The following is a 21,217-nucleotide window of genomic DNA, read 5'->3' as shown; positions in this document are numbered from 1 at the left end:
AGGGCAGATTGAAACTTCAGTTTGGCTTAAGAGATAATCATACAAGTCTAGATCAGCGATAATCAGAAAGAGTGGTTTAAGGGGGGTTGAGTAACCATTTTCCCCGTTTCCACTCCCTGCTCTCTCATGTGAAACGCGATATGCAATCAGCAGCGACTTCTTCCGATTTGGCCATGGATACGCCTAAAACTGGGCTGCCCGTCACGATCATTACAGGCTTTTTGGGTAGCGGTAAGACTACTCTACTCAACCACATTTTGACCAACCAGCAAGGGCTAAAAACTGCGGTTTTGGTGAATGAGTTTGGTGAGATTGGCATCGATAATGAACTGATCGTCCAGACCAGCGATGACAATAATATGGTGGAACTCAGCAACGGTTGTATTTGCTGCACCATTAATAATGATCTGGTCGAAGCGGTTTACAAAGTTTTGGAGCGAGAGGAGGCGATCGAATACCTCGTCGTCGAAACTACGGGACTGGCTGATCCGCTCCCTGTGGCGCTGACCTTTTTGGGAACTGAGCTGCGCGATATGACTCGGTTGGATTCGATTATTACCGTCGTCGATTCTGAGAACTTTAGTCTGGATTTGTTTAACAGCGAAGCAGCTTACAATCAAATCGCTTACGGGGATATCATTCTGCTTAATAAGGCTGATCTGGTAGATGAAGCCGATCTCGATCTATTAGAAACGCGAGTTCGAGAAATCAAAGAAGGTGCCAGAATTCTGCGAACTACGAAGGGACAGGCTCCGTTGGCAGTTCTGTTGAGTGTGGGATTATTCGAGTCTGACAAATATTTTGATCCCACTGCCGAAAAGCACGAGCATCACGACCACGAACATCACGACCACGAGCATCACAATCACGACCATCATGATCACGACCATCATTCTAAGGGCGATCACGATCACGAGCAGTGCAGTCATGACCACGATCATGAACACCACCACCACTCTAATCACTTAGAAAATGATGGCTTTACGTCGGTCTCCTTTCAGAGCGATCGCCCCTTCAATATTCGCAAGTTCCAAAATTTCTTAGACAATCTGCTGCCCGGAAATGTCTTTCGCGCCAAGGGTATTCTCTGGTTTGACGAAAGTCCCAAGCGTCACATTTTTCACTTGAGCGGCAAGCGTTTCTCGCTTGATGACACCGAATGGAGCAGCAACCCCAAAAACCAACTGGTGCTGATTGGGCAAGGTTTGGATGAAGAGACACTGCGATCGCAAATCACCGATTGTTTGGGCGTTCCCTCCACCAGTCGCGGCAAAGGGTTTAGAAAATAGGGAAGAATAAGTTTTGAGGCTCAAATTTCACCCTCAGCGCTCAAGACCCAAATTTATGACCCATCTACAAGTTCTCGTTTGCCAGTACCAAAACTGTCTTGAAAAAGATTCAGCGGAGGTGCTGGCAGCTTTTTTGGCGCATCCAATTTCTAACGTGACGGTGATTGAGTCTGGATGCCAGGGACAGTGCAATATGGGAGTGACGGTGCGCGTGCTGCCTGACGAAGTTTGGTACTGTCGAGTTAAGCCAGAACAGGTAGAAACGATCGTCGAGCAGCATCTTAAGCAAGGAAAGCCAGTCGAAGACCTGTTGCATCCTCGATTTCATCCCCGGTTCTGAGGGGAGCAAATCTTCAAACTTCAACCATGCGAGTCATTCTTCAGCGCGTTAAATCTTCTCAGGTGACGGTGGATGGAGCGATCGTTGGCTCAATTAACCGAGGCCTAAACCTGCTGGTAGGCATTGCGACAACTGACACCGAGACAGAACTCGACTGGATGGCGCGCAAGTGCTTGGATCTGCGAGTGTTTCCTGATGGAGACGGGGGACGGTTCGATCGCTCTGTGCAGGAAATTGGCGGCGACCTGTTGGTAGTCAGTCAGTTCACTCTGTATGGAGACTGTTTCAAGGGGCGGCGACCTTCTTTTGATCAAGCAGCGGCTCCTGAAATAGCAGAACAACGCTATGAGCAATTTGTTTCAAAACTACGGCAGAGTGGGCTGCGAGTCGAAACTGGAAAATTTGGGGCAATGATGCAAGTGACGATCGAAAACGATGGCCCAGTCACTCTCATTTTGGAGCGATCGGCGACCAGCGACTAACTGAGTTTCACCAGCGAAATCAATAGCCTGCTGCCACCATATCAAGCTGATGAGAATAGGCAATGCGTTTGACTTGAGTGTGCCACCGCCCCGATGACTCAAGGGTGAGCAGCCGAAATCCAGGTTTTTGATGATCTAGGGCAAACTTGGAGCTTTTTGGCTCAAACTGAATGCAGGTTGAAGGCGTTCCCAAATAAGTCACCTGTTTGCGCTGATACTGAAACTCTTGGTGAATGTGACCAAACAAAACAATTTTGACTTGAGGATGACGATCGAGCACCGCAAATAGCGCATCAGGATTTTGTAAAACGCTGGTGTCCAGCCAATCTGAATGCGTCAATAAGGGCGGATGGTGCAGGGCGACGATCGCCGGACACCCCGAATTCTGCTGCAATTCTTGGTCAAGCCACGCTAATTCGTCGGCGCAAAGCTGACCGTGTACGCACCCCGGCACAGCAGAATTGAGCAAAACAACCTGCCAGCCATTGGGTTGAAATGATTTATCAGGCAAAAAGAGCGGATGAGTGAGCGATCGCGCCATCACATCAGGCAGGTCGTGATTGCCAGGGAGCCAATAGACCGGAATGCCCAAAGGACTCAAAAGAGATTGCAGACGATCGTAAGAGTCCGAGGTGCCATCTTGAGAAAGATCTCCAGTCAGCAACAGCAGATCGGGCTGCGGATTGAGCCGATACAGTTGCTCGATGAGAAACTCAAACGAGTCCGTAGTCGGCAAACCCAAAAGGGTACGATCGGTTTCTGCAAACAGGTGAATATCTGTAACCTGAGCAATGAGTAAGGGAGGATTGTAAACCATACTTGCTGAATTCAGAGCGCGACTCGAATATTGCACAAACTTTTGAACTTCCACGTCAGCCAATTCGTTGAACTTCAGAGCTATCTGACTGATCTTCAATTTAGCTGACAAAAATTAATTAACTTAACTTTAGAAACTAACGCACAGCGACAAATTTGGTCATTAACTTGTAATCCTATTTTTTAGCACACGGTTAACTGGGAACGGCTCATCTTTAAAGGTGGCAGGCTTCTCCTTAAGATTTACTACACCGCAGAGGGGTGCATCGTTTTCAATCCTCCCAGAGTACCCTGTAACAGAACGTGGATTTGCGATCTGATCCCTAAGTTTGCCGTGATTTAGATCACACTCAATACTGATGTATTTCGTTCGACCAAATAATTTTATGATCTTTTAAGATCACCTGTAAGGTGTAGCCAGAAACAATTTTTTCGCTGATGCTGATAGAGAAGCTGGCTGAATTATTGTTTTTGACAAACGATCGTTTGGATACTACAGCGTTTTCGCACTTATTATTATCTGAGTAGAAAAGCTAGAGCAGCGTGGCGGATTGCCTCAATAGGGTTTACGCAAAGGTAGGGGTTGTGTAGATGGCTGTGAGTTGATTCGTTGGATTTTTTTAATTTGTGATTCTTTCATGATTCTTAGTAAGCACCTCTTCGAGCAAAGACAACCAAAATCGTTTTGCAAATGATCATCAAGTCATATCTGACACTCCATCGCTCTTGATACTTGAGATCGAGGTCAAGAACTTGCTCAAAATCTTTGATGTTGGATCGACCGCTGACCTGCCATTCGCCCGTGATTCCAGGTTTGACATTCAGGCGTTGCCAGTGACGATCGCGATAGTGAGCCGTCTCATCCGGCAAAGGGGGACGGGTGCCAACCAGACTCATCTCTCCTATCAACACATTCCAAAATTGGGGCAGTTCATCAAGGCTAGTTTTTCGCAAAAATTGACCGACTCTGGTCACTCGTGGATCGGTATTATTCTTGAAAAAGAGACTGCTCCCTTCGTTTTTGACGTGCTTCTTCAACTCTTCTGCATTAGTGACCATCGATCGCAGCTTGCACAACCGAAAAGGCTTTCCCCGTAGACCACAGCGAGTTTGACTATAAAAGACTGGCCCTGGACTGTCGAGCTTGATCGCTACGACGATCGGAACATAAAGGATTGCAAGAAACAACAGTCCAATCAAACTACCTCCAATATCAATCAACCGCTTGAGCAATGAAATTGTGGACGGATGCGGAGATACCGACGCAAACGGTGAGGTGAATGCAGAAGATTCGCGGGCTTTAGAACTTTTGATCATGGTGCTTCTTCCCAACTCATTGGTAGAGCGTGAGTTTTTGGGGACGTATTGAGTTTTCGCTTGCTTTGTGGGGGCTGTAGGCTGTGGACTTTGGGCGGTGGACTCTGGACAGAGCAGCATTGAAGATTTTCGGTCTTGGGTCTAGCGTCTCTAGTTGTCGGTCTAATCGCTAATCCAAAATTGCTTTGTCTGATAGTTTCTCTTTGACGACTAACCAAAAAAACGGCATCACATCTAGTAGATATCTCTTCCATAGCCTTCTCGGTTCTGATACCAGACGATAGAGCCACTCCAAGCCAACATCACCAATCCACTTGGGCGCTCTAGATTTGTGCCCGGCTTCAAAGTCGATCGCGGCTCCCAGGGCCATGAGAATCTTGATCATCGGGAGTTGGTCTCGATACTTCAAAATCCATTTTTCTTGTTTAGGACAGCCCACCCCCACAACTAATACAGTTGCTTCGGTGTGATTGATTAAGTCAATGATTCTTGAACATTCAGCCTCGTCTTTTTCAAAACCAAAAGAAGGAGAATGAGCGCCGACTACAATTCTGCGGCCGACTTTTTGGTTAATACAATTTTGCGCCTGTAGGGCCACCCCTTCGTCGGCTCCCAACAAAAAGATTTTGATGTCTAAATTTCTGCGGTGACAGGTGTAGAAAGCTGGCAGGATATCTGACCCAGAGATTTTTTCTTGAATTGGTTTGCCCAAAAAATGTGAGGCATAGAGCACGATCGTACTGTCACAGACTACGTAGTCAGCAGCGTTGTAAGCGTTCTGCAATTCGCGGTCTTTTTGCAGTCTAACAATGTGATTAACGTTGGGTGTAAAGACGATTCCAGACTTAAGCTCTTGCAGAAACTCTAGCATTGAAAGATTGTCAATGTTTGTGTTAAAGATCTTCAACTTACGGGAAGCGTAGAACATAGATTGGCCTCGCAATCACTGAGTGTCGGGGGAGTGCGGAGTAACCGCAGAAGTTTGCAAAACGGGCCGTAGCAAGTTGATGCGGCACGGAGAACTCACCAGATCTCTACCTGGTGTCAGCGTAAATTGACGGGAGTGAATGCCCACAGAAGAACGATCAGGATTAACCTGCACGAGCAGGCAACTTTGTATCCGAGAAGGCAACAGTTAGCTATGGGTGTAGAGAAAGCGTGTAAAAAACACCCAGTTAACAACGGTGAAAACCATTGCAGAATGAAGCAGCGATGTCGGAAACAAGATTGCAGAACAGAAAATGCCCCAGATGTAGCGAACCAGTTTTGAGTGCGGGCAGGCCTGCTTTTTCCCTGATTTTGCGCTCTGCGATCGCCCCTGTAAATAAGCAAAAACTTCTTGAAACCGAGTGCCCCATAAAAGCACTTTACTAAAGCTGATTTTTAGCGCTTTCTTGACGGTGGCCATTCCCAAGTTGGAATCAAACTCTAGCAATCGACTGTGATCAAACATCATGTTTGAATCTTCTTGAAAACTGACTGGTCTAAAGTAGGCGGGTGCATGAGGAAGAATCAATGAAGTCCGGCGATCGGACTGAGCAGTGGTAGCAGCATCAAACCAGAAATATCGAGTAGAGGGAGGTTCTGAGTCGTCATCCTCCTGCGTAGAAGTCAGAAGGGAAGTTGGTTCTGGCATCTGGGGATACACCTTAAAAAAAGCAGTTAACAGGTCATGCATTCACTATCAGGAATGACAAGCTAAATAGAAAAACAAACGGTTTAGTTAGAAGATTCAACGCAAATTTCCCACACGATCAACTGTTTCTGAAATAGAACAGCGATTGCTGATTTGAGAAATTACTAACCAAAGAAGCCGAAATCTTACACAGATTTACTTTACAAACAGCCTCTATTTGATGAACCTTACTTTGACAAACCGATAATTTAGCGATGGCTTAATTTTCATGGATGAACGATAGATTAGTCAATAGATTTACAAATTCTTCATTTTCACTTGTGTCAACGATAATTCAAGATACTTACATCAATAGATCTATTGGAAAGGAAACAGCTTATGGTCAATTAATTACTGAGTAACAAAACAGTATTTACAATACTGATGCAATACTTCAATCAAAGCTGTGAATCAGACCTCTGATCAGAATAAAAATATTTTAAGAATGCTGTAGCCAGCCCTGGATCTATATCAGAAGCTTTTTGAACGACATTCTATGATGCACAATATTACTGAAGACCTAAGCGATCAGTAATGTAGATTTGGTCGGGAAAATGCTCAAAAGTTTTTAGGTCACGCTTCTAAAACTTAATTACATCTCAAGACAGTTCACTGTGGTTTTGCAAGGAAATTCACCATCAGAAATTTGGAGTTTGTGACACCCTGTAGTCTCGATCGATTTCTGCATTCATCTACTTCTAAAACGATGCGATCGCAACATTCTTAAGCCACGTCGCTGACATTCAGTTGACACAACAACCCTGTAACCTGTGAGGATAAACAGCAGAACAGAGGCAAGGTTGTCGGGTCAGTAGCTGCATTCTGATTTCGTCTTCCAGGTCAGTCATATCAATTGGGCTTACCGCTGGTGCAAAATCTCAGAACCGCTGAAATTTCTCAAACAACGTTCAAGCGTCCATCTGTAGACCATCCGATCGCAGCAAATCACCCTGGAAAAAGTTGACGAGTTGCTAACCAGATGTTCAGAAGGCTTGAATAGGCGATCGGATGTGAGCTATCCCCAGTGCTACCAGCCGCTTGAACTCATCCTCTCGAATCCAGCCGGGATAGATTTGAGTACAGGCAGCAGACAGACAGCACCGATCGCCAACAGACAAAACGCTTACCAAATACACCAACGTGTTAGACACAAAATTGAAAGGCTGACGGTCACGACAATAAAACGCAACCGCGATCGAGAAAACAAGGCTGAGTAAAGCCCAAAACCTTCGACTTGCCATAGGAGTGATTCAAGTTAGAAAAATGGGTCGAATGCGTCATACAACACCAGACAAAGCTGATCGCCAACGATCGAGTGTGTAGCAATTAAACGCAAGGAAAATTGCTACACAGACTAAGACACCATTAATCTCGCGAATTTTGCGGGCTGCAAAGATTGAATTGAGCAACGCTATCTCGAACCATTTTTTCCAACAGATAGTGGCTCCAACGCTGACTATCAGGTAGTTTTCTCATCAAAAGAGTTGAGTCGGGGATCAAGAAGCCCTGATCATAGCTGCCCGTTTCATCGCTGGCATCTTGATCAGAGTGACTCTCATCCCGTTCTCTAACGAGCGCAATTAAAGCAGTTCGATCGTTCACAGCTACCTCCAAATAAATCATTCACAGTTACTGAGGTTGAATTCAAAAAACAACCTCCTGAAACACAGCAACGAAAAGTATCAACTTCAAAAACAGCTAACTCAAAACTAGACTGGAGATTTTGAACTTCAGGTCGCGTCTGAGTAAACAGGTCTACCCAGTCTGAAGTTCTCTCAGGTCTAACTTTCTTCTACTTGCAACAGCCGCCAATCAGCATTTGGGGATTTCTCCAACAAATACTCACTCGTCCATCACAACACTTTAGAATCGCAGAAATAGATCAGGGATTGCTATCACTCACCTCAATCTGCGCCTTCCCCTTAAATCAAGCTTGAATCAAGGCTCCATTCACCGATCCAAGACTGTAATAGCCATCTGTAACCACGATCGTCTTCACGGGCTGAGTCAGTAAAATCAACAGCCGCTCAAGCAAAGAATACAACACAAACAGCCATAACCGCTTAATCGCGATTAGAACTAGCGGTTGCCCAGGCAAAAACCAGACTTGATTCTCTGGTTCTACCCCACGCTTCAACCTCTCTAGTGTGACAACTAGATTGTGAACGACCTGCACGCGATCGACGATGAAGCCAATCGGTTTCAGGCTGTCCGCAAACTGCTGAAAAGCAACGATCGCATCACCTCTCTGGAAAACCCAGTTCAACAGATGAGAAATTAGTCGCATTTTTAGCGTTGAGGCACTTTCGGCTCCTTGAAAGACGAGTCCTTGTACCTTCCCAACGACAGCGGTCATCGTGCAAGACGAGAGCCAGGTCGGAAGGGAAGGAACGTTTCCTTCAAATTGAGTAAGCGTAAAGATTGAGGAAATTCCTTTCTGAGATGGTGTGTGGGAGCATATAAACTGAGCAGTAGACGCTTGCCTCCCAAATCAACCATTTGCACCTGTAGGGGCACCTGAGAGCGATATGCACCTTTGACTTTTGGTAAGACTAAATTCGATCCAACATCGCGATCAACAAAACCGCGAGTCAGGTTGACCATCACACTCTTAGTATCACCACTACAGAGATTATGATCAAAAAACGCAGGAGTTGACATCTTTCAAGATTTTTTAATTAACTGGAAAGCGAGTTCGCAGCCCAATCTGAAATGCAACCAATATCAATTAGTTACTACATTTAAGATTTAGAGAAAAAATCTCCAGGAATACGAACGCATTTGCTGATGCAACCGAAGTAGACACCCAAATTTCCCAAGCTCACCTCAAAAGCAATGGTTGCTGAAGTTTGCTCGGTAGCTTCCGCTATTGAGGTAAATACTATGGTGAATATAAATTCGCGATGATGCAGGTTAGTACAGTCTGACAAGCGTCACATAGCTGCCAGAAGCTGAGGACAGCCGTCACCAAACAGTTTGACGCTACTGTAAGGGTCTTGAGTAATTGATACAAGTTGTGAATCGCGATCGCAATGGTCTAGTTTAAATTCTGTCCACTACAAAACCCATTATTGCGAGATTGTGGTTTGAAAACTAACGTGTTCTATAAAGTATCAGTTTTGTATTAAGAGTTATCTTAAGTTAATAATCTCTGTATTCCTAAACAGGTTCTATCACCGATATTTTTTGATTCTTTTTTTATCTCTTTATGTTCATCTTACGATTTATCAGAGCGTTTTGATCAGCGTAAATTCAGTGAGTTTTTCCGCTTCATTCTCTAGCGCTTTAGACATTACATTTCCATTTTGGAGAACTTCGAGCCGGAATTTTTGACCCAAAGTTCTCCAATTTGAAATCTAGGTAGCGGTCAGAACGAATGCTTAACAGGCGTGGAGGAGTTTCTTGATTCAACGTCCGCTACAAGAAATCGTCTCTCTCAGATTCGCTTGGCGATCGCGCTCTAACCGCTACTTTCATCTATTGCTAACTAGATCACAAAGTTCACCAGCTTTCCGGGAACAACGATCACTTTTTTGGTCATTTTGCCTTCAAGGTAGCGTTGAGCAATTTCTGACTCACGGGCTGCCTGCTCGATCGCCGCCTTGTCCGCCTGAGCCGAAACCTGAATTGTGCCGCGCGTTTTGCCCATAACTTGAATCACGATCGTCATTTCATCAGCCACCAAGGCGGAAGGGTCAACGATCGGAAAGGATTGAGTATGAATCGAGTCAGCCTGTCCGATTGAATGCCACAACTCATCGGCAATATGCGGCGCAAACGGGGCTAACAACAACAGCAACGTCTGAATGCCTTCGGCATAAACGGGAGAATCTTTACAAGTTGCATCCGTCAACGCATTGCTGAGTTTCATCATTTCTGAGACAGCCGTGTTGAATTGATAGTCACCCTGCAAATCTTCGGTGATTTCTTGGATGGCAATGTGAATCGATCGCCGCAGTTCCTTCTCAGGTTTGGCGAGATCAGAGGTTTGGATTTTGGACTTTGGACTTTGGATTTTGGATTCTGTGACCAACCGCCAAACTCGATTCAAAAAGCGAAATTGTCCTTCTACGTCAGCGTCTTCCCATTCCAAATCCTTTTCGGGGGGCGCTTTAAAGAGAATGAACATACGTGCGGTGTCTGCGCCATATTTGTCAATTACATCGCCCGGAGCCACGCCGTTGTACTTTGATTTGGACATTTTTTCATAAACGACTTCTAGCGGCTCGTGCGTTTCCGGATCGGTTGGATTCGCCAAATCAGCAATATTGCTGGCAGTCACATATTTGCCCGTTTTGGGATTTTTGTAGGTCTTGCCCTGCACCATGCCCTGCGTCAACAATCGTTGAAACGGTTCATCAAAATTGAGTAAGCCGCAGTCGCGCAGCACTTTTGTAAAAAATCGCGAATATAACAGATGCAAAATCGCGTGTTCGATCCCACCGACATATTGATCGACGGGCATCCAATCATTGGTTTTGGCGCGATCGAAGACCGCCTGATCATTCTTCGCATCGGGATAGCGCAGAAAATACCAGGATGAATCGATAAACGTGTCCATCGTATCGGTTTCCCGTTTTGCCGGAGTGCCGCAGGTTGGACAAGGCACATTTAACCAGGAGTCTAATTTACTCAACGGAGAACCGCCCCGCCCAGACAACTCGACATCTTCGGGCAACTCCACAGGCAACTCAGACTCAGGTACGGGAATCGCACCGCAATCAGGACAGTGAACGATCGGAATCGGGGCCCCCCAGTAGCGCTGGCGCGAAATCAACCAATCCCTAAGCCGATATTGAATCCGGGCTTTGCCGTACCCTTCTTTTTCTGCCTTTTGAATCACAGCTTGTTTGGCCTCCAGCGAAGGCGTTCCGTCAAACTCAGCAGAATTGATCAAAACGCCCGGTTCGGTATAGGCAGCCGTCAACGGAGCAAACCCATCCCCCTCTTGAGGAATGATCACCGGAACGATCGCCAGTTCATTCTGTCGAGCAAACACAAAATCTCGCACATCATGCGCCGGAACCCCCATCACCGCCCCCGTCCCATACTCATACAGAACGTAATCGGCAATCCAAATCGGGATCTCCGCCCCTGTAAACGGATTGATCGCCTTGCCGCCCGTAGGAATTCCTCGTTTAGGCTTATCTTCTGCCGTCCGCTCCAATTCGCTCTGACCCGACACTTCTTGAACAAAGGCCTCTACCGCAACGTGTTGATCCCCAGTTGTGACTTGTCGCGTCAAAGGATGTTCGGGAGCCAGCACGACATAAGTTACGCCGTACACGGTATCAGGGCGAGTCGTAAAAACGCCAACTTTTTGATCGCTACCGACGATCGGAAACTCTAAATACGCGCCGACGGATTTGCCGATCCAGTTTGCCTGCATCAGCTTGACGCGATCGGGCCAGCCGCTCAACTGATCCAAATCATTCAGCAACTGTTCGGCATAATCGGTGATCTTCAAAAACCACTGACGCAGCAATTTTCGTTCGACTTTTGCGCCCGATCGCCACGACTTACCATCGGCATCGACTTGCTCATTAGCCAAAACCGTTTGGTCGATCGGGTCCCAGTTCACTGTCGCTTCTTTTTGATAAGCCAATCCCCGCTCAAAAAATTGCAGAAAGATCCATTGCGTCCAGCGATAGTAATCAGGCGAACAGGTTGCAACCTCGCGATCCCAGTCAAAGGAAATGCCCAACCGATTGAACTGATCCCGCATCTGAGCAATGTTTTGATACGTCCATTTGGCAGGCTGTGTGTTGCGCTCGATCGCCGCATTTTCGGCAGGCAGCCCAAAGGCATCCCACCCCATCGGATTCAAGACGCGGTACCCTTGCATTCGTTTGAGACGAGCGATGACATCGACGATCGTATAGTTCCGAACGTGCCCCATATGCAGGTCACCAGAGGGATAGGGAAACATCGACAGGGCATAAAATTTTTCTTTGCTGCTGTCGATCGTAGTCTGGTTGAGTCCTTGCTCAGTCCAAACTTGTTGCCACTTCTGTTCAATCTCTGCTGGGGTATAGCGGGACTCCACGATCAAAACTCCTAATAAATCAAGTGTTTACCCATTCTATTCGCGTTAGGCACTGGGAGAGGGGTTTTGAGTCTTCAGCCAGTGGTTTTCAGCCATCGGTCTTTAGCGATTATTCTTTAGCCATTGACGGAGCGATCGCACCACGCTAATGTCATCTTCTGTCTCTGCAAGTTGAAGAAACTGCCCCAAAACAGCTCCAGAAATCATCGGAAAAGTTGGACTAAACTCACATTCCACGTACTCACCTTTTTGTAGCTGATAGATGACTACACCTCGCGATTCTGTATATCGCCAAACTTCAGGAATTTGTAATTGTAGGTAAACGCCAAATCGCCGACGAGAAGAGCTAGTGATGTCTACTTCAACGGCCAAATCAGGAGGGGGATCAGTCGTAATATCGAGCTTTTTACCCAAAATTCTGCCTATATTCTGAATATAAAAGCAGGCATCAGGTTCAGCCCCTTGTTCCAGATCTTCGCGATTAAGCGTCGTCGAACCGTACCCTCTTAGCCGCATTTTTGATTCTTCAGCCAATACTCTCACCAAGGCTTCTAGAAATCGATTAATAAATTCGTGTAAATCAGAAGGCATAATAATTTCTAAAGTACCTCGATCGTAAGCCAGCCGAGAAGACCGACGATCGCCCAAATCTCGAAGCAGTGCTTGATACGTTGCCCAACTGACCCCTTCAACGACAATGTGTTGCGTCTGCTGACTTGAGGATGGAATGAGTGTAATTGCCATAACCAATACCTCCTTTGCCCGTATTCTATCGGATTCACCCTCTCGTTACACTTCTGGAAACTGCCCATCTCTTAAGCGCAGAGTCGCTTAATCTAAACCTATCCGCCGATCTCTTCGAGTGACCCGCAAGGGGCCGCCCACCCATGACCCTGATTCGCGTCTTTACCTACGGAACGCTACAGCCTCAAGAGCTTCTTAAACCAGATGCCAACTCATATCAGCGATCGTGTGCCCAAAAGCTGGTTGAATCCCGTGAGGCGATCGCCTTTGGCACCCTTTACCATTTACCGCTCGGCTACCCCGCCATGACTCCGGGAACTGCTCCCATCTATGGCTCTCTGCTTTCTTTTAGCGATCCCAGCATTCTGCAAATTATGGACGACTACGAGCGACACGACCCAGATGACTTAAAGCAGGTCTTCCCAGATCAGAATTTGGAAGATCACGAATATGGACGGCAAGAAATCGAAGTGTTCGATCGCCACCTACACGCTTTAGGGGTTGCCTGGGCCTATGTGATGACGATGCCACAAATCGATCGTCTGCAAGGAATCCCAGTTGTGAGCGGCAGATGGAGCAGTACAAAAAATAATCCGCAGCCAAGAACTTCCTGACTCCGGATTCATCGATTTCTAAAATAAAGCCTAGTGAGCGCTGGTCGATTTGTTTTCCAAACCAGTCGGAGCTTTAGAATCAACGGTAGCCGTTTTGGGAATCGACAGGACAGGTTGATCGAGCGCCACCAACAGCCCATCCCCATCAGATAGGTTTTCTTGAGGAGACTGCACCGCAGGGCGCTCAACTCTTCTTGCCATTTCGGGAGTCGGGGACTGACCCATCGGCGCAAAGATCGTCACTGCACCTACAAATAGAGCGGCGATCGCCGTCCCACCCCAGACGAGAGAAAGTTTAGGGCGGCGGTCAAGGCGAGCAAATACCTTCTCAACCGTCACTTCTACCGGTTGACTTTGAGGCGTGGGTAGAGAGCGGAAGCCCTGACGCAACTTGAGTAAACGGCTATGAAGCTGCTGCACCGTCACATCAGTCGCCAGCCACTCTTCTACTTGCTTGCGCTCTGCCGCCGTCACTTCACCGTCTAGATAGGCACTCAGCAACTCGAAGCGATCGCGCTGCGAAGGGTTTGACTCAACCTGATTATTCATAGTGTCGGGTGTGGACGGATCGATCGGAGATGGTTGCATGGAATTTTTGTGCGAATCAAAATCGGGGTTCATCTTAGGATCACTTCAGTTGAGATGAGAATACCCAGTCATCAACAAACGCTAGTCTACTAAGTCAGTCTGAGAAACTTCAACTCACGCTAGATAGGTCTCGAAATCGCCGCTATTGAGGGAAATATTACCAAAAAGGGTAGATGAAATATCACCAAAAAGGGCAATTGTACTCGCAAGCTCACAGAGACTTTAAACTTTGTCTAGCCGCCGTTTAAGTAAGTCTGCAATTGGGTCTGGAGTCGGTGGCGCGCTCTGGCAATCCTCGACTTGACGGTGCCCAGCGAAACCCCAGTCAGTTCAGCGATTTCTTCATAAGCCATTCCTTCAATCTCGCGCAACACGATCGTCGTGCGAAAAACTTCGGGAAGGTCAGCGATCGCTTCATTTAACTGGTCATAAAACTCGCGCGTCGTCAGATCTTCTTCAGGGCCTGGGGTTTCTGAAGCAAGCTCCCAATCGAGTTCGCCATCTTCAAGCGACAGCGGTGCATCTAAAGAGAGCGGGCTAGAATTACGTTTGCGTTTGCGTAGCTCGTCATAAAACAAGTTGGTTGCAATCCGACTTAGCCAGCCTCGAAACTTCACTGGCTCATTGAGACGCTTGATATTGCGATAGACGCGAATCCAAACTTCTTGAGCGAGGTCAGCTCGATCTTGCCAGTCAGGAGCCAAGTGATAGAGAACTTTGTCAACGTGAGACTGGTACCGCCGCATGAGTTCAGCAAACGCCGCTTTATCTGGACGGTGCCCTGTCTGACACTGCAAAACCAAGTCGTAGTTAGGGAGTTTTTCTGCTTGCACTGGTGTCTGAGGGGCTGTTGCCTCAACCGCAGACCAGGATACAGGAAGGGAGTGACTCATGGGCGGAATTTAGCGATACGTTCCTACTTTCCTTCCATGACACAGACTCTATTGAAGAAGTTCCCTAAAAGTTTCCTAATCCTTGTGGTTGTTCTACCAGCATATCTTGCACCGGGAACAAAGTTTTTCTCTCTCCAAGGAGTGAGCCGTTCAGTGACTTTGTTTGGCGGTAGGACATTGGAGCGAAATAAAATCGTTCTAGCTACTTGCTCCAATCAACACTTGCTAACAGAGTTGTGACCTGTGTTTGAGCAATCTGCAACTCCAGAGGAATTTTTGTTTCTTGAAGGGAAGTTGAAGAAATCCCTAAAAAATAGTTCAGCGAGAATGTGATTGTGACTGCTAAAAATAATTTGTTGAACATAGAAACCTCACCTCACAACACCTGGAAACTGCCTTACCGACTGAATTGTAGATTCAAATACTTATTATGGAGAGCAGTTGACAGACTCTTTAAACACGGGTGAGTCAGCTGTCAAAATAAGGTGCCCTATTTTGTCTAAATTGATCGAACTTAAAAAGTAAAAGATGAAAATAGAAACTGCGGAAATGTGCCTTTGTATATAAGAAATTTTGAGAAGGCTCAATCAAACGGATGGAAATTTATTCCCCCTAAAGGGTTACATTTTGAACTTCATCCGTGGCGTGATTGCTTCCGGAAGAATATTCACAGAATACGATCGCAGTCCGAAAAAGTTGACCGCATTTTTACAGAGATCAAGTTGATAAAGTATTTTAGGAAGAAAGACATTTCTCCAAGATGGCGGCAAAGATCCAAAACACATCCCTATCAAGAACGTTCATGTTTCTCTGTGTCGGAACAGGCGCTTTAATCGTTGGGGCGCAGTGGCAGCAGCTTCCAAAAATTTCTCTCCCCAGAGTCGAGTTAGCATCGCCAAGGCCGGAGCCGTCTCCAATAGTGCCAACTTCTAACGCTAGAGTCGTGGTTGATCTGAGCGATCGCCGCGTTTATCTCTACAGAGGCAATCAGCTAAAAGCCAAATACTTTGTGGCGATCGGGCAGGCAGGCTGGGAGACACCGACTGGCTCCTTTAAAGTTTTTCAGATGTATCGCAATCCAGTTTGGCAGCACCCGATCACAGGGCAGACAGTTCCACCTGGCGAAAAGAATCCGCTAGGAAAGTGGTGGATTGGCTTTAGTACTGAAGAGGACTTGTTGATTGGGTTTCACGGCACTGACGAAGAAGAGCTACTCGGTCAGGCCGTCTCGCACGGCTGCGTCAGAATGAGAAATTCCGATGTCGGCAATCTGTATCGCCAAGTCTCGATCGGAACTCCTGTCACCGTGAAACCTTAATTTTTGCTAGATCAAAATCTGAAAGGGATGATGGTCTGTTTCACTTTCGAGGTCGCTTTGAGGTCGCGGTGTCAATTGACTCTAGCGAGGCTCTGCTTCAAAACTGGGCGCATATGCCTGAAGTAAAGCGCTGACCTGAGTCAAGATTTCATCCTTAGAACTCTTCCCGATCGCCTGACGCTCTGGAAAGAATTCGGGCTGATCGAGGTTTTTGGCGATCGCTTCTCCAACTCGTTGAGAAATCACGCCCTGTAGCTCTTCTTTGGCAGTTTGACGCTGATAAGTTGCCCCTTCTTCGGTAGTAGCGTAAAGCGGGGGAAGGCGGTTGAGCGCATAGGCGGCAATATCCCCCAGATCTAAAGTGCGATCGCTGGTTGCCTCGATCTCCGCTACTCGTGCGATCGCCTCCGTCAACACCAATTCTTCCATCACATTAATAAACTGTTTGCGCGGGACTGCCACCACCTCGCCTGTCAGCAGTGCACCCATCAAACGGTCTAAAGCCATGTATTCTTCGATCGAAAGCTCTAAGGCTGTGTCGCAGATACGCCCTACTTCTGCTTCCATTGCTGGTGTCAAATAGCCATCCTGTAGGGCTTGTTCAACGATCTTTTCAATGCTCATAGCGCCTCTTAAAAACTCCAAACAGCGTTTGAATGGACTAACCCCGGAATCATTCTGCCCCAGATTCTGCATCTAGCAACATGCGGATCTGATTGATCAGTCATGAATTATGCAATTTCTCGATTCGATAAATGCAGATTAGGCGATCGAACAGAAGCTTGACAAGTGTGAACGATCTAGCACGTCTCGCGCCTTGAGAAAGGCAGACTCTTGAGAAAGGCAGACTAATGGACTGCGATCACAATTTATCCTAATCAATCAGTTTATTCACGCGAACGGCTTGACGCATTCTGAAGACAGCGCGTGCAAATTATGCATCAAATTTCATAAATGGTTTCACTTTACGAGCCAGAGAATTCATCCAGAATAAAACAACTCTAGAGAAAGGAGAGTGCGCCTGTTCCCTAGATTATGAAAACTTAGTATTCTAAAGTTTATAGACTGTAATATTTTTTCTAATATTTAGGACGCTCGTGCAAGAAGACTTCAGGCTGATTGTCGATCTCGTTTCTGTTTTGGCTGCTGCCGCAGCAGGAGGTTTGCTGGCTGCCCTGCTCAAACAACCTGTTTTGTTAGGCTACTTGCTAGCAGGGATGGTCGTTGGCCCAACAGGGTTAGGACTCATCAAAGAACTGATTCAGGTAGAAACACTGGCGCAGTTTGGAGTGGCCTTTCTGCTGTTTGCCCTGGGAGTGGAGTTTTCTTTCTCAGAGTTAAGAAAAGTTAAAAATATCAGTTTAGGTGGCGGTGGGCTACAGATTGCGCTGACGATCGTGGTGACGACTCTAGTCTCGATCGGCATGGGTTGGGTCGCTTCTCCGGCTCAGGGCGTTTTCTTGGGAGGGATTTTGTCGCTCTCTTCGACCGCTGTGGTTCTCAAGTGCTTGATGGAGCGTAATGAAACGGGCACGCCTCATGGTCAGGTGATGCTGGGAATTTTAGTCGTGCAAGATCTGGCACTGGGTCTGATGTTGGCGGTGCTGCCTGCGCTAGATAAACCCGCCGAAGAAATCAGTCTGGCGGTCGGTTGGGCCCTTCTGCAAACAGGACTTTTTGCGCTGGGCGCGGTGGCCGCTGGCATTTGGGTCATTCCTCCACTTTTGAGGCTGCTGGCAAAAACAGAGAGTCGTGAATTATTTTTGCTAGGAGTGGTGGCGATTTGTCTGGGAATTGCCTTGCTAACTGAGCATTTGGGACTCTCGATCGAGATGGGGGCCTTTGTCGCTGGGTTGATGATTTCTGAGGCAGAATACGCCGACCAGACGCTGACCTATGTCGAGCCGTTGAGAGATATCTTTGCATCGCTATTTTTTGCGTCGATCGGAATGCTCATCGATCCCGGCTTCCTCTGGAATAATTTGGAACTGATTTTGGGGTTGGTGGCTCTGGTTTTTATTGGCAAGTTCATCATCATTACGCCTCTGGTTCGGCTGTTTCGCTATCCGCTCAAGACGGCTTTGATCACAGGATTGGGGCTGGCTCAGATTGGGGAATTCTCTTTTGTACTGGCTAGTGAAGGTCAATCGCTGGGACTAGTTTCTCGCCGAGTTTACCTGCTGATTTTAGGAACGACGGCTGTCACATTGGTTTTGACTCCTTTTGTGTTGCGATCGGTGCCAAAGCTTTTTGATTGGGCTGAGTCACTACCCTGGATGCAGCGCTATCTCGAACAAACTGACGTGCCTTTGGGTGTTGCGGATGATCTGCCGACTCAAAACCATATTGTGGTCTGCGGTTATGGACAAATCGGGCGAAACATTGTGCGGCTGCTCCAAGATCGCAATTATCCTGTTCTGGTAATCGACCAGTCTGAGAGCCGAATTCAACAAGTGCGAGAAGCGGGACTGCCTTACATTTACGGCAACGCGGCCAGTCTGCATGTGTTGGAAAAAGCAGGCGTGGCTCAGGCCAAAGGTATGGCGATCGCCCTTCCTGATCCAATGAGTACGCGCCTTTGTTTGAAGCGATCGCTAGAAGTGTCTCCTGATCTAGATATTGTCGTCCGTGCCAACAAAGATAAAGACATCGAACTGCTTTATCAATTGGGTGCGCGAGAAGTTGTACAGCCTGAGTTTGAAGCCAGTTTAGAACTGTCGGCTCATCTGCTTAACGGAAGCGGCGTGTCTCTGTTGACGGTGCAGAAAGACGTGCAGAAAGTTCGTAATTCTCACTATTTGGAACTGCGTCCAGAGCGTCCTTCCTATGAAATTTCTCGCGATCTAAAAGCCGCCACAGGCGAAATGAATAGCAAATGGTACTCATTGCCGGAAGCATCGCCGCTATTGGGGATGACGATCGAAGAAACCGATATCCGTCACCTCACAGGCGTTTCTCTAGTAGCCATTCGTCGGGCAGGTGGAGCCGAACTTGACTACCCTGACTCATTGACCACTTTGGAACAGGGCGATCGCCTCTTGATTGTTGGAGAACCGAATGAAGTCGCTGCTTTTGATGAACTGGCCAAAGGGGAAGCGGCCGTTCCTGCGCCCAATGCCTCTTGCCAATGGATTCAGATGCCCGGAGACAGCATGATGGTGGGCAAAACGATCGCCCAAATTGATCCGCTACAACAGTACGGCATTCGCATTCAGGCAGTGCGGCGAGAAGGCAAGTTTTTGCGATCCCCAGAAGATGAGGTGGCGTTGCAAGAGGGCGATCGACTTCTCTTGTGCGGCAGTTTTCATGCGCTGATTCAGGCAAGAGAGGCGATCGCGCCCAAACTACAACCTTCCCTACTCTCAGAGATGGGGGCTGAAACCAATGGCGGGCTTCTAGAAAAGCAGGTGGAGTCTTGACGCTTTGCGCTATACAGGGGTGAGCAAGCTTCAGAGCTTGGGTTTGACATATACGATCGCCTGCCGCCAAACGATAATCGGCTGATCGTATTGATCCAGCACACAGATACAATGTGGGTCTTGCCAGCGAACTTTTCCGGTGAGCAGATCGCCCGTAACGAGTTTCATCTCGACTTCTTTTTCCTCACGGATGATCGTCTGCACCTGACGAATGCTGGGTAGCCCGGTTTCTAGTTCAGTAGACATTTTTTCTTCCTCTGGCAAATGACAAACAGCTTAGAGTCGTAAGTTTTGAATTGAAGCAGCTTGCAGCCGCAGATTCAAAATTTGGATCTCAAAACTTTTTCTATAGTTCCGCAATCTCAACTCTACACATCCTTCGGAGTCGCGAATCATGAATGTTGAATTCACTAAGTATCACGGTTTGGGGAATGACTTTATTCTGATTGATAATCGCAGTTCATCAGAGCCTTGCTTGACTCCAAAACAAGCGGTTGAGCTGTGCGATCGCCACTTCGGAATCGGAGCAGACGGTGTGATTTTCGCGCTTCCGGGGCAGGATGGCACCGATTACAGCATGAGAATTTTTAACTCTGACGGCTCAGAACCAGAAATGTGCGGCAATGGAATTCGCTGTCTGGGCCGATTTTTAGCAGATTTGGAAACCTCAGATCACGGAACCGCCCGCGCAGAATATCGCATTCAGACGCTGGCAGGCGTGATGACACCCAAGCTAGAAGCCAACAGTCAAGTGACCGTGGATATGGGAGTGCCTCACCTTTTGGCCGCAGAAATTCCCACCACGATCGTCGCCCCTGACCAAACTGCAATCGATCAACCCTTAGAAGTCGCAGGTCAAACTTGGCGCATTACCTGTGTGAGCATGGGCAATCCGCACTGCATCACTTTTGTAGACGATGTAGCAGAAATTCCTCTAGAGCAAATTGGCCCAAAATTTGAGCATCATCCAGCGTTTCCACAACGGACAAACACTGAATTTATTGAAGTGGTGCGATCGGACTATCTTAAGATGCGCGTGTGGGAAAGAGGCGCTGGAATCACGCTGGCCTGTGGCACAGGGGCTTGTGCGTCCCTGGTTGCTGGAGTGCTTAACAAACGCTGCGATCGCCGAGTAACAATCGAGCTGCCCGGTGGATGCTTAGACATCGAATGGGCAGTCAATGACCGCCTCTACATGACCGGGCCAGCAGAGCGAGTGTTTGTGGGCAAGCTTTGAGCCTGTTTCAGAGCTTTGGATCGATGGGGCTGCAAAACTCAGAACTGAAAACTTCCCCACACAGCCCGTTTAATCGTTATCCCAAAGCTCGCTGCCCATCAAGTCACCAATACGATCGCGCAGCAAAAAGTCACATTTTTCTAGCTCACACTCAATGCAAACCCATTCGCGGGCAGGAATATGCTTGCAGAGTGTATAAATCGGTTGCTGACGATTCACCACTCCCTTTTCGACCAGTTGACGTACTTCGTCTTGAATCATGGTCAGGGAGTATTGGATTGTCTGAATCATGTCACCCTCCTGGGAGTCCTTAAAATTGTGCGCGTTAAGAATTAAAAGATTTTGCAAAAAGCATTTTGTTCGTGCCTCGAAGAAAACAGCTTTGTAGTCAGATATACTGAATGTTTTCTATTCTCAGGCTACTTCTTTAGGAATTATA

22 protein-coding genes are annotated in these 21,217 nt (G+C 47.3%); 7 read left to right on the top strand and 15 right to left on the bottom strand.

Annotated features, from left to right (window positions below):
• Positions 1–140 precede the first annotated feature (140 nt).
• Genes ACKFKH_RS13520 through dtd form a run of 3 tightly spaced genes read left to right on the top strand, consistent with a single transcriptional unit; the run spans position 141 to position 2,111 of the window.
• Entirely contained in the window at positions 141–1,289 is a 1,149-nt protein-coding gene (locus tag ACKFKH_RS13520; RefSeq protein WP_446858830.1) for a CobW family GTP-binding protein, read from the top strand.
• Between the two features lie 55 nt (positions 1,290–1,344).
• Positions 1,345–1,629 carry a (2Fe-2S) ferredoxin domain-containing protein gene (locus tag ACKFKH_RS13515; RefSeq protein ID WP_446858829.1) on the top strand — a complete coding sequence of 95 codons (285 nt, stop codon included), beginning with the start codon at positions 1,345–1,347 and terminating at the stop codon, positions 1,627–1,629.
• Between the two features lie 26 nt (positions 1,630–1,655).
• Positions 1,656–2,111 (top strand): D-aminoacyl-tRNA deacylase, encoded by a 456-nt coding sequence (gene dtd / locus ACKFKH_RS13510; protein ID WP_446858828.1) that lies wholly within the window; start codon positions 1,656–1,658, stop codon positions 2,109–2,111.
• Between the two features lie 19 nt (positions 2,112–2,130).
• Here dtd and cpdA read toward each other — a convergent pair whose 3' ends face one another.
• The 10 genes from cpdA to ACKFKH_RS13460 form a co-directional block, all read right to left on the bottom strand.
• A complete protein-coding gene (gene cpdA / locus ACKFKH_RS13505; RefSeq protein ID WP_446858827.1) occupies positions 2,131–2,982 on the bottom strand; it encodes a 3',5'-cyclic-AMP phosphodiesterase in 852 nt (283 codons plus the stop codon).
• Positions 2,983–3,572: 590 nt separating this feature from the next.
• Positions 3,573–4,244, bottom strand: a complete 672-nt coding sequence (locus tag ACKFKH_RS13500; RefSeq protein ID WP_446858826.1) for a sugar transferase — start codon at positions 4,242–4,244, stop codon at positions 3,573–3,575.
• Between the two features lie 169 nt (positions 4,245–4,413).
• Positions 4,414–5,115, bottom strand: coding sequence for a WecB/TagA/CpsF family glycosyltransferase (locus ACKFKH_RS13495; RefSeq protein ID WP_446858825.1), 702 nt, complete (start codon positions 5,113–5,115; stop codon positions 4,414–4,416).
• Between the two features lie 264 nt (positions 5,116–5,379).
• Positions 5,380–5,922, bottom strand: a complete 543-nt coding sequence (locus ACKFKH_RS13490) for a hypothetical protein (RefSeq protein ID WP_446858824.1) — start codon at positions 5,920–5,922, stop codon at positions 5,380–5,382.
• Between the two features lie 980 nt (positions 5,923–6,902).
• Positions 6,903–7,160, bottom strand: coding sequence for a hypothetical protein (locus tag ACKFKH_RS13485; RefSeq protein ID WP_446858823.1), 258 nt, complete (start codon positions 7,158–7,160; stop codon positions 6,903–6,905).
• 124 nt (positions 7,161–7,284) lie between these two features.
• Positions 7,285–7,521, bottom strand: coding sequence for a hypothetical protein (locus tag ACKFKH_RS13480; RefSeq protein WP_446858822.1), 237 nt, complete (start codon positions 7,519–7,521; stop codon positions 7,285–7,287).
• A 325-nt stretch (positions 7,522–7,846) separates the two neighbouring features.
• Positions 7,847–8,275, bottom strand: coding sequence for a hypothetical protein (locus ACKFKH_RS13475; RefSeq protein ID WP_446858821.1), 429 nt, complete (start codon positions 8,273–8,275; stop codon positions 7,847–7,849).
• Positions 8,272–8,580, bottom strand: coding sequence for a hypothetical protein (locus ACKFKH_RS13470; RefSeq protein ID WP_446858820.1), 309 nt, complete (start codon positions 8,578–8,580; stop codon positions 8,272–8,274). The genes ACKFKH_RS13475 and ACKFKH_RS13470 overlap by 4 nt, the downstream gene beginning before the upstream one ends.
• An 826-nt stretch (positions 8,581–9,406) precedes the next feature.
• Positions 9,407–11,965 carry a leucine--tRNA ligase gene (leuS, locus tag ACKFKH_RS13465; RefSeq protein WP_446858819.1) on the bottom strand — a complete coding sequence of 853 codons (2,559 nt, stop codon included), beginning with the start codon at positions 11,963–11,965 and terminating at the stop codon, positions 9,407–9,409.
• A 102-nt stretch (positions 11,966–12,067) separates the two neighbouring features.
• Entirely contained in the window at positions 12,068–12,709 is a 642-nt protein-coding gene (locus ACKFKH_RS13460; RefSeq protein ID WP_446858818.1) for a Uma2 family endonuclease, read from the bottom strand.
• A gap of 143 nt (positions 12,710–12,852) precedes the next feature.
• On the opposite strand from ACKFKH_RS13460, the gene ACKFKH_RS13455 reads away from it, so the two are divergent.
• Positions 12,853–13,323: a gamma-glutamylcyclotransferase family protein gene (locus tag ACKFKH_RS13455; protein WP_446858817.1), complete on the top strand. Its 471-nt coding sequence runs from the start codon at positions 12,853–12,855 to the stop codon at positions 13,321–13,323.
• Positions 13,324–13,353: 30 nt separating this feature from the next.
• On the opposite strand, the gene ACKFKH_RS13450 is transcribed toward ACKFKH_RS13455, so the two are convergent.
• Positions 13,354–13,911 carry an anti-sigma factor family protein gene (locus ACKFKH_RS13450; RefSeq protein WP_446858816.1) on the bottom strand — a complete coding sequence of 186 codons (558 nt, stop codon included), beginning with the start codon at positions 13,909–13,911 and terminating at the stop codon, positions 13,354–13,356.
• A gap of 233 nt (positions 13,912–14,144) precedes the next feature.
• On the bottom strand, positions 14,145–14,804 hold the full coding sequence (locus ACKFKH_RS13445) for a sigma-70 family RNA polymerase sigma factor (RefSeq protein ID WP_446858815.1): 660 nt from the start codon (positions 14,802–14,804) through the stop codon (positions 14,145–14,147).
• Between the two features lie 802 nt (positions 14,805–15,606).
• Between ACKFKH_RS13445 and ACKFKH_RS13440 the strand changes: the two genes are divergently transcribed.
• Positions 15,607–16,122 carry a L,D-transpeptidase gene (locus ACKFKH_RS13440; protein WP_446858814.1) on the top strand — a complete coding sequence of 172 codons (516 nt, stop codon included), beginning with the start codon at positions 15,607–15,609 and terminating at the stop codon, positions 16,120–16,122.
• An 81-nt stretch (positions 16,123–16,203) separates the two neighbouring features.
• On the opposite strand, the gene ACKFKH_RS13435 is transcribed toward ACKFKH_RS13440, so the two are convergent.
• Complete coding sequence (locus tag ACKFKH_RS13435; RefSeq protein WP_446858813.1) at positions 16,204–16,746, bottom strand: late competence development ComFB family protein; 543 nt, start codon at positions 16,744–16,746, stop codon at positions 16,204–16,206.
• 473 nt (positions 16,747–17,219) lie between these two features.
• On the opposite strand from ACKFKH_RS13435, the gene ACKFKH_RS13430 reads away from it, so the two are divergent.
• A complete protein-coding gene (locus ACKFKH_RS13430) occupies positions 17,220–19,541 on the top strand; it encodes a cation:proton antiporter domain-containing protein (protein ID WP_446858812.1) in 2,322 nt (773 codons plus the stop codon).
• Between the two features lie 30 nt (positions 19,542–19,571).
• On the opposite strand, the gene ACKFKH_RS13425 is transcribed toward ACKFKH_RS13430, so the two are convergent.
• Positions 19,572–19,787 (bottom strand): Hfq-related RNA-binding protein, encoded by a 216-nt coding sequence (locus ACKFKH_RS13425; protein ID WP_446858811.1) that lies wholly within the window; start codon positions 19,785–19,787, stop codon positions 19,572–19,574.
• A 148-nt stretch (positions 19,788–19,935) separates the two neighbouring features.
• Between ACKFKH_RS13425 and dapF the strand changes: the two genes are divergently transcribed.
• The gene (gene dapF, locus ACKFKH_RS13420; RefSeq protein WP_446858810.1) at positions 19,936–20,778 is read left to right on the top strand and encodes a diaminopimelate epimerase; all 843 of its coding nucleotides are present in this window, start codon (positions 19,936–19,938) and stop codon (positions 20,776–20,778) included.
• Between the two features lie 69 nt (positions 20,779–20,847).
• On the opposite strand, the gene ACKFKH_RS13415 is transcribed toward dapF, so the two are convergent.
• Positions 20,848–21,069, bottom strand: a complete 222-nt coding sequence (locus tag ACKFKH_RS13415) for a DUF4327 family protein (protein WP_446858809.1) — start codon at positions 21,067–21,069, stop codon at positions 20,848–20,850.
• Positions 21,070–21,217: the final 148 nt, after the last annotated feature.

Source organism: Phormidesmis sp. 146-20 (assembly GCF_052939475.1).
Note: the sequence above shows the minus strand (reverse complement) of the source record. Positions and strands in the feature narration are given on the sequence as shown.

What these genes read in the sequence shown, in the direction of transcription:
- ACKFKH_RS13450 (WP_446858816.1), bottom strand. Translation starts at nt 13,911, where the DNA reads ATGCAACCATCTCCGATCGATCCGTCCACACCCGACACTATGAATAAT.
- ACKFKH_RS13485 (WP_446858823.1), bottom strand. Translation starts at nt 7,160, where the DNA reads ATGGCAAGTCGAAGGTTTTGGGCTTTACTCAGCCTTGTTTTCTCGATC.
- dapF (WP_446858810.1), top strand. Translation starts at nt 19,936, where the DNA reads ATGAATGTTGAATTCACTAAGTATCACGGTTTGGGGAATGACTTTATT.
- ACKFKH_RS13440 (WP_446858814.1), top strand. Translation starts at nt 15,607, where the DNA reads ATGTTTCTCTGTGTCGGAACAGGCGCTTTAATCGTTGGGGCGCAGTGG.
- ACKFKH_RS13470 (WP_446858820.1), bottom strand. Translation starts at nt 8,580, where the DNA reads ATGTCAACTCCTGCGTTTTTTGATCATAATCTCTGTAGTGGTGATACT.
- ACKFKH_RS13490 (WP_446858824.1), bottom strand. Translation starts at nt 5,922, where the DNA reads ATGCATGACCTGTTAACTGCTTTTTTTAAGGTGTATCCCCAGATGCCA.
- ACKFKH_RS13460 (WP_446858818.1), bottom strand. Translation starts at nt 12,709, where the DNA reads ATGGCAATTACACTCATTCCATCCTCAAGTCAGCAGACGCAACACATT.
- ACKFKH_RS13515 (WP_446858829.1), top strand. Translation starts at nt 1,345, where the DNA reads ATGACCCATCTACAAGTTCTCGTTTGCCAGTACCAAAACTGTCTTGAA.
- ACKFKH_RS13435 (WP_446858813.1), bottom strand. Translation starts at nt 16,746, where the DNA reads ATGAGCATTGAAAAGATCGTTGAACAAGCCCTACAGGATGGCTATTTG.
- ACKFKH_RS13425 (WP_446858811.1), bottom strand. Translation starts at nt 19,787, where the DNA reads ATGTCTACTGAACTAGAAACCGGGCTACCCAGCATTCGTCAGGTGCAG.
- ACKFKH_RS13495 (WP_446858825.1), bottom strand. Translation starts at nt 5,115, where the DNA reads ATGCTAGAGTTTCTGCAAGAGCTTAAGTCTGGAATCGTCTTTACACCC.
- ACKFKH_RS13500 (WP_446858826.1), bottom strand. Translation starts at nt 4,244, where the DNA reads ATGATCAAAAGTTCTAAAGCCCGCGAATCTTCTGCATTCACCTCACCG.
- ACKFKH_RS13445 (WP_446858815.1), bottom strand. Translation starts at nt 14,804, where the DNA reads ATGAGTCACTCCCTTCCTGTATCCTGGTCTGCGGTTGAGGCAACAGCC.
- ACKFKH_RS13455 (WP_446858817.1), top strand. Translation starts at nt 12,853, where the DNA reads ATGACCCTGATTCGCGTCTTTACCTACGGAACGCTACAGCCTCAAGAG.
- ACKFKH_RS13475 (WP_446858821.1), bottom strand. Translation starts at nt 8,275, where the DNA reads ATGACCGCTGTCGTTGGGAAGGTACAAGGACTCGTCTTTCAAGGAGCC.
- dtd (WP_446858828.1), top strand. Translation starts at nt 1,656, where the DNA reads ATGCGAGTCATTCTTCAGCGCGTTAAATCTTCTCAGGTGACGGTGGAT.
- ACKFKH_RS13415 (WP_446858809.1), bottom strand. Translation starts at nt 21,069, where the DNA reads ATGATTCAGACAATCCAATACTCCCTGACCATGATTCAAGACGAAGTA.
- ACKFKH_RS13520 (WP_446858830.1), top strand. Translation starts at nt 141, where the DNA reads ATGCAATCAGCAGCGACTTCTTCCGATTTGGCCATGGATACGCCTAAA.